Origin of the sequence: Pelagicoccus sp. SDUM812002 (assembly GCF_031127835.1) — a bacterium.
GTDB lineage: Bacteria > Verrucomicrobiota > Verrucomicrobiia > Opitutales > Opitutaceae > Pelagicoccus.
Genome location: NZ_JARXHX010000005.1, coordinates 255,324 through 267,850 on the forward strand (window position 1 = coordinate 255,324; position 12,527 = coordinate 267,850).

Below are 12,527 nucleotides of genomic sequence, written 5' to 3' on the forward strand. Positions count from 1 at the left end.
TCGAAGCTAAGGCCCCCATGAGTCAATCTGCACTACCTAAAACCTTGCTTGATGCTGTCACCGCGAAATGCGGAACCATACGTTCCCAATCTATGGCTTGGGAGCGTTCGCTGGTTAAAGCTCTAGCCTCCGGTGCGTCGGAGCGGTCGCTTCTGCTTTTGGCCGAGGGGTTCAAGAGCTCCCGCACCCTCGACACCTTAGCGGAGGGATTGGTGAGGGAGCCGGATGGAGTTGACGGTTTTATGAGGCAACTGCGGACTCTCGTGGACGAATCAGATTTCGACCTTGCTGCTTGGCTCGGTGCCTACGAGTGCGTGCAAACCCATTTGTCAGCAGCTGGACGCTCGGCCAGTCCTTCCTCGATCGTAGGTTACGTGCAATGTAGCGCGGAGTTTGGAGGTAGTGCTGAAAACCGTGATTCGTTGCCTGGAATCATTGGGGATATGCTCGAGAAGTACGGTTTCGAAGGGCAGGAAGGGTGCGGCACCGGCCCGGTTGCGTAGCTAGTAATAGGGGCAATTCGGTGAGGGCTCATGGTTCTCTAGGTGGTTGAGGCCACGTATTCCCTGAAATCGGTGCGAATAGTGCTGGAATGAAATAGGGCTTTTGAATCAGGCAGCGAGGCACCGATAAATAAGGTATCAATCAAGCGAAGCGTCAGCTCGAGGGCTCGAAAAGTCGTTTCGCTTAGTAGCCTCTGACCCGTCTAACGATGAAAAAACACCCCTTTTCGCGCGCCGCCCTCTCTATCGCTGCCCTTGCTGCTGCAAGTTCACCTTTGAGCTTTGCGCAGGCCAGCGGCACCGCGGAACCTTGCCCTGCGGTGACCTTGAGCGAAAGCGATTGTGGGAGTAGCAGTTGCATTATCGTTTTCACTAGGGTTGGGGAGCGCTTCAGCTATGACCTGGCTTCATCTGACTCGAAATCTGCTGAACGCTGTGCAGTGGGGAAACACGCCAACGGGGAGAAAAGCCGTTTGCCGGCCGGGTTCGTATTCAATTCGGCGGACGGAACTTTGGAAGGCGTACCGCAACGTTCAGGCTTCCACGAGTTCGTTGTTCTCAGGACGGTTGAGGGTGCGACTCGCGAGCAGGTGGTTCTTATTGATATACAAGGCCATGCATTCGCCGGGGGCGGCTTGGATTATGCCTCCTATGTCGCGGGTGGGATTCACTAGATTTTGTTCTCTCTGAATTTTTAGAGCAGAGTCGTGGCGTTTCACAAGTTGGGCACGCGAACTGCTTTTGTGACGGTTGAAAGTCACGCCATAGCTCCTTGGAGGGATTGTTTCCTGCAAGGAGTTTTGTGTGTCCGCGTGACGCTTTCGTTTTAGATGAAAAACGAATGTAACGAATTTCTTAGTGGACATTCGAATGATCTGTATTAGGTTTGTTGGTACATGGGATCACCTGCCGGTTCTTCCAAATTGAAGTCACGCAAGTCTGCCGTGAATCGCGTAAAAACGTATGTTCTGGATACAAACGTTTTGATTCATGATCCGCACTGCATCTTCAAATTCGACGACAACAATCTCGTTATTCCGATCGAAGTATTGGAAGAATTGGATTCTATCAAGATGGAGCAAAGCTCTGAGCGGGGTAGGAATGCCCGTCGAGTCCATCGGATGCTGAGGGAGCTTCTGCCGGATTCGCGGTCGATGGCCGAAGGCGTCACTCTTGATACGGGAGGGACCTTGTCAGTTGTAATTAACAAATACATACACGACTCGGGGCAGCAGGTTCCAGAACGATTCAAGCAGTTTAAGTCTCTGCTGGACTTCGAGAAGAAGGATAACCGAATTATTGCCGCGGCGTTGTTCGTGCAGGAAAATCTTCCCCCTCCGACCATCCTGGTATCCAAGGATATAAACGTTCAGCTCAAGGCAAGGGCAGTCGGGTTGGAGTCGCAGGATTACCTGAACGACAAAGCTCCTGAAGAGCCGGAGTTTCGATCGTATCGAAAGTTAGAGGTATCGAAATACGAACTACAGCGTTTCGCGTCTGAAGGCGCATTCGAGCTCGTGGATTACGAAGAGAACAAACTATTCGTAAACGAATACGTACTGCTTGTTTCCGATGAAGGTAAAACGATGCCGGCCAGGCACTACGGAGACGGAGTATTGCGAAAGCTCATTATCCCGGAATACGTTAAAGCTCCGGGAGGCGTGCCGATCCGCCCACGGAATTTAGAGCAACGCTTTTTCATGGATGCGCTTTTGGACGATACCATTTCGCTCATCACCTGTTATGGAAAAGCTGGCACGGGAAAGACTTTGCTTTCCACAGTGTGTGCGATCCATCAGGCAGTTTCGTCCTCGGATTGCAAATACGACGGAGTTTCAATATCTCGTCCGGTGATTGGAGTTGGCAAGGAGATCGGATTTCTTCCGGGCACCTTGGAAGAAAAGATGAACCCTTGGCTGCAACCTTACTACGACGCTCTGGAGGTTTTGATCCCGAGCAACGAGCCAAAGGAGCCGCAGTTCGAAAACAAGCGTCAGAGAAACAAGATGAAGGACAAGGAATCTACGGTTCCTGGGAAAGGTCCGCAAAAGCCTTACGAAAAACTCTTGGATAGCGGCCTCGTAGAAATCGAAGCGCTTTGCTTCATTCGCGGCCGCTCTATTTCTAATCGATTCTTTATTCTCGATGAAGCTCAGCAGCTCACGCCACACGAAGTCAAAACGGTGATCACTCGTATTTCCGAGGGATCGAAGATTGTACTCATTGGCGATCCCGCTCAAATCGACAATCCCTACGTCGACTCGCGAAGCAACGGACTGGTCTATTGTTCGAACCGAATGAAGGATCAAGGAATCGCCGCGCACGTGCAGCTCACGAAGGGCGAGCGTTCGTTGCTCGCGGAACTGGCAGCGGATCTCCTTTAATTAGAGGAGGCAGCACACCTTTACAGGGCAGGTCCGAATTGCGGGGACCTGCCTTTTCTTTTGTCCATTTATCGTGAGGACGCTTTCGGAGCAGGCTGAGTGCCTATGCTCCGCGTCGCTTTAATCGCTGTAGCGTCTTGGTCTTGAGTGCGTTGACGGGTAGCTGGATTTTCTTCAGCACCTTTTTCCGCATTCGATCGGTGAAGAGGATGCCGTGCAGGTGGTCGACCTCATGCTGGATACAGCGGCCGAAGAGGCCGTCAGCCTCGATCACATGGGGATTTCCATGGATATCTTGGTACTCACAGCGAATCTTTTCGACGCGTTCCACGTCGCCACGAATGTTAGGGAATGATAGGCAACCTTCCTCGTAGGCCAGGGGTTCGGAGCCAATGACTTCGACCTGTGGGTTGCACATTCCGATTGGCATGAAGAGGTCGAGAGGCGGTTTTGCCCCGTCGAGAGTGTATTCGAAATCCGGATCGCAGCCAGTCAGATCGACAACACAGAATTGTTTGGTCAATCCTACCTGTTGAGCGGCCAATCCGATGCCCTCTGCTTCGTACATCGTGTCCACCATATTGTCGAAGAGGGTGCGCAGCTCATCGTCGAACTCCGTGATTGGCTCGCCGGCTTTTTGCAGCACTTTATCCCCGTATTGAACTATTTGTAGTACCATTGGTCTTCGTTTTTGACCTAACCAACACTTAGGCCAAATCTAGATCAAATTCTTTCTTCGCTCCCTTTAGCGCATGTCAACGGACCCTAAAACCAACCGATCGCACAACATTGCAGGCAGTTTTCTGCTGTTCTTGGGTGTATTGATTATCGCGTTCGGGTGGATGGTTCCATCGCGATTCAAGTCTGTACCCTTTCAGGTTATTCGCGAAGCCGGGCTCTCAGGCCCGAGCGTTTCGGAGCAGGGGCGTGCTTTATTGCTGGATGGTAACTACGGAGCAGCTCGCTTGATAGGGGATGCGGCGATGGAGCTCGAGGAAGCCAAGGCTGCCTTGCTGGTTTCCCAAGTCAGCATGGAGCTGGAGTCGAATCCTCAGTTGGCGCGTTGGGGGGCTTGGGACCCCTTTTTGGAGGCGGCTCTCAAGTCGGTACCGCTCGAGGACTATTCCTCCGAGCCGGGAACCCTAGGGATTCTGCTCGCGAAACCCTGTCTCGCCGCGGTTTCGGGGCTCTTGGAGAACTCTCGTAACCCGCTAGTCAAGGATCTGCTCGCAACCGGGGAGTTCACGACCTATCGCCGCCTCTTCCCCGTCACGAGCACCTCAGGCCGTCCGCTGGAGGTCACATTACTTGGGCTTGGGCTTTTGGCTCAAGGTGACCATTTCAGCGACTCTCTTCGAGCCGAGCTGAGAGGTTTGATACTCGATGCCAAGGCGACCGGCAACATCGGCACGCTGGAGGACTTTTACCTCGATACATTGTCTCTGTTGCGAGTTTTCGATTGGGGGCAACTCAAAGAAGTTTTCTTCAAGGTTCAGACGGGCGACGAGTTGAAGCGGCTGCGTTTTCTGCTACATCGCAAAAGCGATCGGCAAGCCCTGGTATTTGCCATGAGCCTCAACGCCGAGGTTCTGGATGACCTGTTTTCCTACCTGGAAGAATTTGGCGATTTAGGCTTCGAGCGGCTGGAGTCCTCCCTCGCAGCTGGGGTCGATGGATACCAGCTGGCGCTGCGCGAGCTGCTCCCGATCGAGATCCAAGCGGTCGAGAGATCCGGTTCGCTTGCGTCGATCGTCCAAGCAGCTATGTCTCCCTACAGTTTAAAGAACCCGCAGCTTTCGTTGGCGATCAAGTACGGTTCTTTCTTCCTCGGCTCTTTCGTCGCTTTATGGGGTATAAGTCTTTTTGGTCGTTTCTACCGAGAAACCATTTCGCCGGTTCTTGCTTTCACTCAGCGCATATTCGGAGCCGCTGCGTCCGTGTTAATATTTGCGGTATTGAGCGAACCTTATCTCTCTGCCGCCGGCTCGTTCGAAGGCTACGATTTTAACTTTGTCATGCCCGTCCTCACTCAGGTCGATGGGGAAATCCAAATTGTCGAAACCACCTCAACCACATCTATGCAACCAGCAACCTTAATCACCATCGCCTTCTTCTTCCTGCTCCAGGCATTGGTCTTTCTCATCTGCATGCTCAAGGTGCGAGAGATTGAAAAGCGCTCACTCAATTCGCTTGTGAAGCTAAAGCTCATGGAGAACGAAGAGAACCTTTTCGACAGCGGACTTTATGTTGGTATCGCGGGTACTTGTATCGCATTGGTGATGCAGGTGATCAACCTCGTCGACCACAACCTGCTCGCCGCATACTCCTCGAATCTCTTCGGTATCCTCTGTGTGGCGATCGTGAAGATCCGTCTGGTGCGACCTTACAAAACCAAGCTCATTATGGAGGGCCAGGCGCAAATCGCCAGTCTCTCGGAAGAGTCGTAAACGCGCCACACGGCGAACGCGATGAACAAGACCTTACTACTCATTCTCTGCGACTTCTTGTTGCTCACCATTATCTCCATGTGGAAGACGGAGGAAGAACCTCCGCCGCCGTCAGAGGCTCCGAGCTCCGAGTCAGATAGCGTTAACGTATCCACTATGGCCATGATGGAGCAGGACCTTCTCGACACCTTGAAGTTCTCATTGGAGGAAGAGCAGGCCGAGCGCAATGAGCTGACGGAGGACCTGGAAGCCAAGGCGGCTGAGATCGCCAAGCGGGAGGAAGAGCTTTCGCAGCGTCAACAGCGTATCCAAAATCTGGAGAATACTCTTACTGAAGCTGAGCAACGCGAACGGGAGCTTGCGGCCGAGAGAGAGGCGCTCGCTCGCGAAGCGGAAGAGCTGGAGAATCAAGTCACGGCAGTGCGCACCGACTACACCAGCGTTAGCCAGAAGCTAGCAGAAACGCAAAAGGAAGCCTTGGAGAACCAAGCCCAGTCGCGTCTCCTACAGCAAGAGTTGGAAAAGAAGCTCGCTGATATCGAAGCCAAGGAAGCAGCGTTAGAAGAGAGAGACAAAGCTCTCGCCGCTACACAGCGCCAGATGCAGGAGCTCGATGTTCAGTTTAAGATGAAGGATCAGGAAAATTCTTTTCTGAAAAATTCAGTCAGTTCATTGAAGGGAGAAGTCGTTGCCGAACGTGAGGAGCGCCTACGCCTACAAGAACAATCCACCGTACTCGCACAAGGGGTGAGCGATCTCGCCGCTAGTTCGCAGGACCTGAGGCAAGAGCTACGCTCGAATTTTGAAATCAACGCGAATCAGCTCTTCAGCGATTTTAAGAACAATCAGATACGGGCGAATTTTTCCGCGATCGAGCTTATGCGTAATCGCTTCGTGAATACGGAGGAAACGACATCTACGGTGCTCGTTAGCGATGGGACGAATGTGTACGCGATAGCCCACATGGATAGCCTGCCGTTTGGTTTGAAGACTGTGCCTGACACTGTTCGTCAGATGAAGCTGAACTTAAGCCGAAGAGGCGAAACAGTTGCGTCCGACACGATGCAATTTCTCATGCTCGATCCTCGCATTACAGTGATCCCGTTGACGCCGGAAGAGGCCGAGCTTCTGGGAGGCAAGCCGTACCTCACCGCGATTGAACCCTTCAAGTTCGCCGAAGCTGTTTTGGTGAACCGACAAGGGGACTACTACGGCGAGGTCGAGTTCAAGCTCGATGCGGATACGCCGGGCTTTGTTAAGATGCAGAACAGAATATTCAGTTCGATTTTCGGCGAGTTTTCGCCGTCAACAGGAGACTTGGTTTTGTCTAAGACAGGAGAACTCCTCGGGGTGATGGTGAATCGGCGCTACTGTGCTCTCGTAAATAATTTCGTCCCTGCATCGACCCTCGATCTGAGCGTACGACTCGACACGGGAGAACTGCAAACGACGCTTCGTTTGCTGAATAATCGCCTCAACGGTTTTCCGAACCCGCTGCAATAGTAGCCGGCTGTTTTTTCTCTAGTACTTGGCTGAAAACGAGTCCCCCGAGGGTCTCTTTTGCAGCAACTATTTGAATGTTAGCGCTCCAATTGACTGTCGGTAGACTTTGCGTCTTAAGGCCTGCTCCCACACGGAAGCAAAAGTAGAGGCACTTTACCAAGAAGCGTTGCCAAGCTTTGTTTGCTTGGAAGTCGCTGTAAGCAATCAGGCCTCCATCTTTTAGGCTAGCCTCAAGCTGCGGCAGCAGTCTACAGATCGAATCCTGATCGAAGCAGTCGAGCACGAAGTGCAGTCCAATGAAGTCGTAGGCGTTCGTTGGGTACGAGAATTCTAAAGCCTCCGCAACGTACGACTCGAGCCGCTCGGAGTTATCGCCCGCTCGTCGTCTGGCAAATTCCTGCATGCGAGGGCTGAGGTCGATACTGTCGATAAGAATGTCAGGATTGCTCGCCAGAAGCTCCGCTGAGAAACGACCATCTCCGTCGCCTATGAGAAGCCCGCGTTGTCGGGCCCTCGCAAAAGGAAGACAGAAGCGTCGAATATCCTGCAAGCGACTAGCGAAAGTGAGACGTTCGAGCGGCTCGTAAAGCTCAGCGAGTTGATCGAAGCTAGACATTAGAACGCAACAAAAAGCAAAGGGCTAAGCAGGCAGAGGTCGGCTGATATACGAAGGGTGGGGATCTCGAATCGATGTTGGAAAAGGTGCAGGGCCACTATCCCGCTTTGAGCTAGGAAGGTGGCAGCAGCGACTTGGGAATCACGTGCCCAGAAAGCCAGTACGGTTGTCAGTCCCACGAGAATAGCGAGGATGCCTGCCCGCCGTGCGGCTTTCTGTTCGCCGCTGTGAGTCCAAGATCGGATATAGAGGCAGTTGCTAGTGAAGAGCATCCAGACGTAGATGGCTGTTAGGTAGGAACTAGCTGTGAACGGTAGAAAGAGCAGGGAGCTGGCGAGAACCAGCAGGGCGGTCAAAGAGGACTTAGCAAGAGCGTAGAAAGGGAGTTGTCTCCCTTTTTGGGCGAAAACCGAGTAGGCGAGGGCAATGCCCATGAGGACGAATCCGTGAATGAGCTGCGGTCTGTTGAGCTTCAAGAAGGCCAATGAACTCGCCAAAACGAGGACTGATATCCAAACCGCTAGAATGCGACTGCTGTGTTTCGCGTAAAACGCGTGTTGCTGGCTGAGGGGCTGGTGCCCTTTAAGGTTGTCGCACCAACGGTCGGCGGCGTATCCAAGCCACACTGACAGGAAAACGATTGCCGAATGGTACCAGGCCAGGCGGATGCCTTGTTCCTTTGCGAAGAGGACTTGCCATGTCACCGCGACCAGCGGTGCGTCGAGCGATAGGAAAGTGAGCCATTTAAGTCGTGCGAGCATCGATTTGGGCCTATGAAAGTGAATTGAGGGTCGCAGGCGAGGGAGTTTCCTGTGGTGCGGGAAATTGAGAAGTCTGTCTTTTGCGTTTGGAAAAATTCGATGGGCTATCAGAAATGGGGCCATGTCGGCTGACCAGATGGATTCGAGATCGAAGAGCCCCGATGTTGTGGTGGTCTTGACCACCCAATGGCGAGCGTCCGCTTTCGGGTTTGCGGGAGACCCGAATGCGCGAACTCCCAATCTGGATCGTTTGGCGGATCGCTCGATATGGATTAAGCAGGCTGTGACGCCGCACCCCTTTGGCGTTTTCGCGAGGGCAGCGTTTTTGACAGGAACACGTTCCCCGACTAACGGCTTGAAGGACTACTACGATACCTTGCCCGCTGATGCCCGAACGGTAGCGCACGCCTTCAGCGAGGGTGGTTATGACACAGCATTTTTCGGTAAATGGCAGCTTTTCGAGCGCGACCCGAACGCCCCTGTTGTTGGCGAGGCGCATGCTCGAGTAGTAGTGCCCGAGGAGCGCCGAGGCGGTTTCGGGCATTGGGAAGGCTTCGAGTCGGGATTTTTGTTAAACGATCCTTTGCTTCATGGAAGTGAGCTGCCGAAGCCGACGCACTTCGAGGGGTATCAAAGCGATGTTCTCGTGCAGCGGTTTTTGCGTTTTCGAGAAAATCGAGTGGCTGAACGCCCGCTTTTCGCAGTGCTAAGCTTTGATGCCCCTCATCCACCGTATGCCGCTGATGCATCGGGTCTTGCGGCGATGAGTCCGGGACTGGTGCGGCTTCATAGAGGTACGTCTAAGAGCGAGGAAGATCGAGCACTCGCCCGTCGCGAGCTCTCGGGATACTACGCCCACATTGAAGCGACGGATCGAGCGATTGGTTCTTTGATCGAGGCCTTGGGCGAAAACGGTGGCATTTTTGCATTTAGCTCGGTCCACGGTGATATGCACGGAGTCGACGGAAAATTCAGGAAAGGTTGGCCGGATGAGGAGGCGGTCCGGGTGCCGATGCTCGTCTCGGGCGCAGGCGAGCAAGGAGAGAATACCGATCTCTTGATGAGTCTGACGGATTTGGGGCCGACTTTGCTTGGCTTGGCATGCGTCGAAAGCGAGCTCGGCAGGGACGGATTAGACCTTTCGGATTGTTTGCGGGGGTCCGATCCCGGGCCGACCCAGCAGGAAATATCGATGCCTAGCGTACCTCCTTTCGCCAAACAATGTCCTTATGTTTGGACCGCAAATCGAGTCGTGGGACGCACGGAGGTGTTCCCCGAATTGGGTGAAAGTTTCACCATCGATCACGATGAGAAGTGGGATTTTGAGCCGTAGGCAAATTCTTCCCTCGGCGTAAATGAGCCTAGCTTTAGATCTTTTTTAATTTTTTAAGTAGCTGAACAGGAAAGGTTAAAGAGGTTCTGTAGAGTTACAGGCATAGGCTTTGCTTAGTGCGAGGCATGATAGATGATCTGATGCAGCGCGAAAATTACGTCCTGGCCAAGAAGCTGTTGGATGTATCCCACGCAAAGCAGAACGCGATCGCCTCGAACTTGGCGAACGTGGAAACACCTGGCTATAAGCGCATCGACATTGAGACCAGCTTTGATGCCCAGCTCAAACGGGCCGCCGCTTCCAATGACGTGCAGGGGATCCGCAACCTTCAGTTCCGCACGGTGCAGGATCTGAACTCTCCTAATCAACGTGCAGACGGCAACAACGTGCAGATCGACCAGGAGCTGCTAGCGATGCAGAAGAACGCCATCCAGTACGAATTCCTAGCGAACTATACCTCGAACTCTCTCAACCGTCTGACGACCGCCATCTCCGGCCGAATCTAAACGATCACCTCTAATAGATAGATACGCGCTATGAACTTAATGCCAGGAATCGACTCAACTTCTTCTGCTCTGCAGGCAGAGAAGCTTCGCATGGACATCATTGGGCAGAACATCGCCAATGCTCATACGACAAGCGGTCCAGACGGGAAGCCATACCAGCGCCAGATGGTCCAGTTCGAAGCGAAGCTCCTGGAGCTGGGACGCGATCAAAACGGGCAGATGCAGACGGCCCAAGGCGTAAACGTCCGTAGCATCCAGACTGACGATACTCCAGGTTCTCTCGTGTTCAACCCCGGTCACCCGGACGCGGACGACAAAGGCATGGTTCGTCTGCCCAACGTCAGCCTCACCCATGAGATGGTCGACCTCATCTCCGCTTCACGTTCCTACGAAGCGAATCTCCAGGTGGTCCGCACTTCCAAGCAAATGGCCCAACAAGCCCTCAAGATAGGCAAGTAATAAAGCCACCTCTTGACCCTGAATTTCCTACACCGATAGCGCCACACTTCTCATGATTGACTCCGTATCCAATTTAGCAGCGCAGCAGCTCTTCAAGACCAACCAGCTAGAGCACGCCAAAAAGCTGCAAAGCGTCGAGTTTCCTAATCCCACCGAATCTCTCAACAGAACCTCTGATGCCAAATCCTTCGAAGGGATCGTCGGCAAGTTCATCGGCGAAGTAGATGCTAAGCATAAGGTCGCTGCCGCAGAGTCGAACAAGGTACTGCTAGGAGAAGCGGACAACGTCCACCAAGCCATGATCGCTAGCCAGGAGGCAGGAGTCGCCTTCAACATGATGGTCGAAGTTCGTAACAAGCTCGTTCAGTCCTACCAGGAGCTGATGAAAATGCCAGTGTAGTTAAGCTGCAAATACAATTGAGACTAGCTACTATGGGAAAACAATTTAAGGAAATTTGGCAGTCGTTGGGAGCAAACCAGCGTATCTCGCTTATCCTCGCCTCGGGCCTCGTCGTCTTAGCCATGATCGGCATGATGATCTGGGCAGCTCAGCCTGACATGCAGTTGCTCTACGGGAAGCTCTCTCCGGAGGAAGCGGGCAAGATCGTGGCGAAGCTCGAGCAAAAGGGTATCAAGTTCGAAACGGGTGCCGGCGGAAACTCAATTTACGTGGAATCGAAGCAGGTCCACCGTCTCCGCATGGAGCTCGCGACCGAAGGAATTCCTGCTGGCGGCAGCGGTCCAGGTTTCGAGCTCTTCGACGAAGGTAGCTTCGGTATCAGCGACTTTGTACAGCGCACCAACTTCCTCCGTGCGGTGCAGGGTGAACTCTCCCGTACCATCTCCCAGTTCGACGGCATCGAGTCCGCTCGCGTGATGGTGGTCATGCCGGAAAACCGATTGCTTTCGCGTAGCGAAGGCCAGGATCGCCCGACCGCATCTGTATTTGTCGACGGGGGAGGACTTACCGCTAGCACTGTTAACTCCATTCGCCACTTGGTAGCCAACGCTATCCAACGCCTCAACGTGAACGACGTAGTTGTCGTTGACAGTATGGGTACTGTATTGAGCGAAGAACTACGCAGCGATGGACTCGGCGGTGGCATGAGCAGCGACGTCATGAAGTACCGCAAGTCAATGGAGAGTTACTTCACGACCAAGGTACAGTCCATGCTCGATCGCGTTCTCGGTCCAAACCAGTCGGAGGTACGAGTCGCGGTAGATATCGATACCGCATCGGTTCAAACCACAGAAAAAATTTACGATCCGGAAAGCCAGGTAGCTCGCTCCACCCAGTCGGACGAAGACTCGCAAATCGAGCGCGAAACTTCGGGTGACGGTTCTAACTCCGCAGCAGGAATCACTGCTAATAACCCGGGCAACGGTGCCGCAGCCGGTACCTTTTCCACGATCAAGGAGCGCGAGGACAAGAACAAGACCCGCACCGAAAACTTCGAGATCAATGAGCGGGTAGTAAGCAGCGTGCAGAACCCCGGATCGATCAAACGCCTGTCCGCTTCCCTCGTGGTAGCGAAGCGGATGAAGGACGTGGGTGGTACGATGGACTTGGTAGAGCGCACGCCTGAGGAAATGGAAGAATTGACCGATATCGTTCTCACAGCCCTCGGCATCCAGTTGGAACCTGGTCAGCAAGCCACCGACTTTGTAACGGTTAAAGAAATGGCTTTCGCAGCTGATCCGTTCGAAAACCACGGCGAGCTTCTCGAGGAAGAAGCGAACTTCCAGCGTTACTTCGAAATGGGTAAGAACGGAGTCGGCGCGATCCTCGGAATCGGCGTGATCCTCTTCTTCATGCAAATGCTCAAGCGCTACAAACCAGAGAAAATTTCGATCGAAGTGCTCCAGCCTGACCAGATGCTGGAAACTCGCAAGATGGAGGACACCAGCGTGGTGACGCCAGAAATGCTGAACGAACTCATTCGCCAAAAGCCCGCCAACATCGGGGTCTCGCTCCGCGAATGGATAGGTGAGGAAGTCAAGAAGAAGTAGTTATC

General features: G+C 53.3%; 13 protein-coding genes. 9 read left to right on the forward strand and 4 right to left on the reverse strand.

Annotated features, from left to right (window positions below):
• Positions 1-17 precede the first annotated feature (17 nt).
• A complete protein-coding gene (locus QEH53_RS10085) occupies positions 18-503 on the forward strand; it encodes a hypothetical protein (protein WP_309023058.1) in 486 nt (161 codons plus the stop codon).
• A gap of 533 nt (positions 504-1,036) precedes the next feature.
• On the opposite strand, the gene QEH53_RS10090 is transcribed toward QEH53_RS10085, so the two are convergent.
• Complete coding sequence (locus QEH53_RS10090; RefSeq protein ID WP_309023059.1) at positions 1,037-1,369, reverse strand: hypothetical protein; 333 nt, start codon at positions 1,367-1,369, stop codon at positions 1,037-1,039.
• Between the two features lie 57 nt (positions 1,370-1,426).
• On the opposite strand from QEH53_RS10090, the gene QEH53_RS10095 reads away from it, so the two are divergent.
• The gene (locus QEH53_RS10095; protein ID WP_309023060.1) at positions 1,427-2,887 is read left to right on the forward strand and encodes a PhoH family protein; all 1,461 of its coding nucleotides are present in this window, start codon (positions 1,427-1,429) and stop codon (positions 2,885-2,887) included.
• A 103-nt stretch (positions 2,888-2,990) separates the two neighbouring features.
• On the opposite strand, the gene def is transcribed toward QEH53_RS10095, so the two are convergent.
• The gene (gene def, locus QEH53_RS10100; protein WP_309023061.1) at positions 2,991-3,566 is read right to left on the reverse strand and encodes a peptide deformylase; all 576 of its coding nucleotides are present in this window, start codon (positions 3,564-3,566) and stop codon (positions 2,991-2,993) included.
• Between the two features lie 73 nt (positions 3,567-3,639).
• Here def and QEH53_RS10105 point away from each other — a divergent pair, with 73 nt between their 5' ends.
• Positions 3,640-5,334: a hypothetical protein gene (locus QEH53_RS10105; RefSeq protein ID WP_309023062.1), complete on the forward strand. Its 1,695-nt coding sequence runs from the start codon at positions 3,640-3,642 to the stop codon at positions 5,332-5,334.
• A 21-nt stretch (positions 5,335-5,355) separates the two neighbouring features.
• Complete coding sequence (locus QEH53_RS10110; protein WP_309023063.1) at positions 5,356-6,837, forward strand: hypothetical protein; 1,482 nt, start codon at positions 5,356-5,358, stop codon at positions 6,835-6,837.
• Here QEH53_RS10110 and QEH53_RS10115 read toward each other — a convergent pair.
• Both QEH53_RS10115 and QEH53_RS10120 read right to left on the reverse strand, forming a co-directional pair.
• The gene (locus QEH53_RS10115; protein WP_309023064.1) at positions 6,809-7,453 is read right to left on the reverse strand and encodes a class I SAM-dependent methyltransferase; all 645 of its coding nucleotides are present in this window, start codon (positions 7,451-7,453) and stop codon (positions 6,809-6,811) included. The genes QEH53_RS10110 and QEH53_RS10115 overlap by 29 nt on opposite strands.
• Positions 7,453-8,214, reverse strand: coding sequence for a hypothetical protein (locus QEH53_RS10120; RefSeq protein ID WP_309023065.1), 762 nt, complete (start codon positions 8,212-8,214; stop codon positions 7,453-7,455). The genes QEH53_RS10115 and QEH53_RS10120 overlap by 1 nt, the downstream gene beginning before the upstream one ends.
• 121 nt (positions 8,215-8,335) lie before the next feature.
• Here QEH53_RS10120 and QEH53_RS10125 point away from each other — a divergent pair, with 121 nt between their 5' ends.
• The 5 genes from QEH53_RS10125 (at position 8,336) to fliF (ending at position 12,522) form a co-directional block, all read left to right on the forward strand.
• Positions 8,336-9,547, forward strand: coding sequence for a sulfatase-like hydrolase/transferase (locus tag QEH53_RS10125; protein ID WP_309023066.1), 1,212 nt, complete (start codon positions 8,336-8,338; stop codon positions 9,545-9,547).
• A gap of 125 nt (positions 9,548-9,672) precedes the next feature.
• Positions 9,673-10,053 carry a flagellar basal body rod protein FlgB gene (flgB, locus tag QEH53_RS10130; protein WP_309023067.1) on the forward strand — a complete coding sequence of 127 codons (381 nt, stop codon included), beginning with the start codon at positions 9,673-9,675 and terminating at the stop codon, positions 10,051-10,053.
• A gap of 30 nt (positions 10,054-10,083) precedes the next feature.
• Positions 10,084-10,512 (forward strand): flagellar basal body rod protein FlgC, encoded by a 429-nt coding sequence (gene flgC / locus QEH53_RS10135; RefSeq protein WP_309023068.1) that lies wholly within the window; start codon positions 10,084-10,086, stop codon positions 10,510-10,512.
• 52 nt (positions 10,513-10,564) lie between these two features.
• The gene (gene fliE, locus QEH53_RS10140) at positions 10,565-10,912 is read left to right on the forward strand and encodes a flagellar hook-basal body complex protein FliE (RefSeq protein ID WP_309023069.1); all 348 of its coding nucleotides are present in this window, start codon (positions 10,565-10,567) and stop codon (positions 10,910-10,912) included.
• 32 nt (positions 10,913-10,944) lie between these two features.
• Positions 10,945-12,522 carry a flagellar basal-body MS-ring/collar protein FliF gene (gene fliF, locus QEH53_RS10145; protein WP_309023070.1) on the forward strand — a complete coding sequence of 526 codons (1,578 nt, stop codon included), beginning with the start codon at positions 10,945-10,947 and terminating at the stop codon, positions 12,520-12,522.
• The last annotated feature ends 5 nt before the right edge of the window (positions 12,523-12,527 follow it).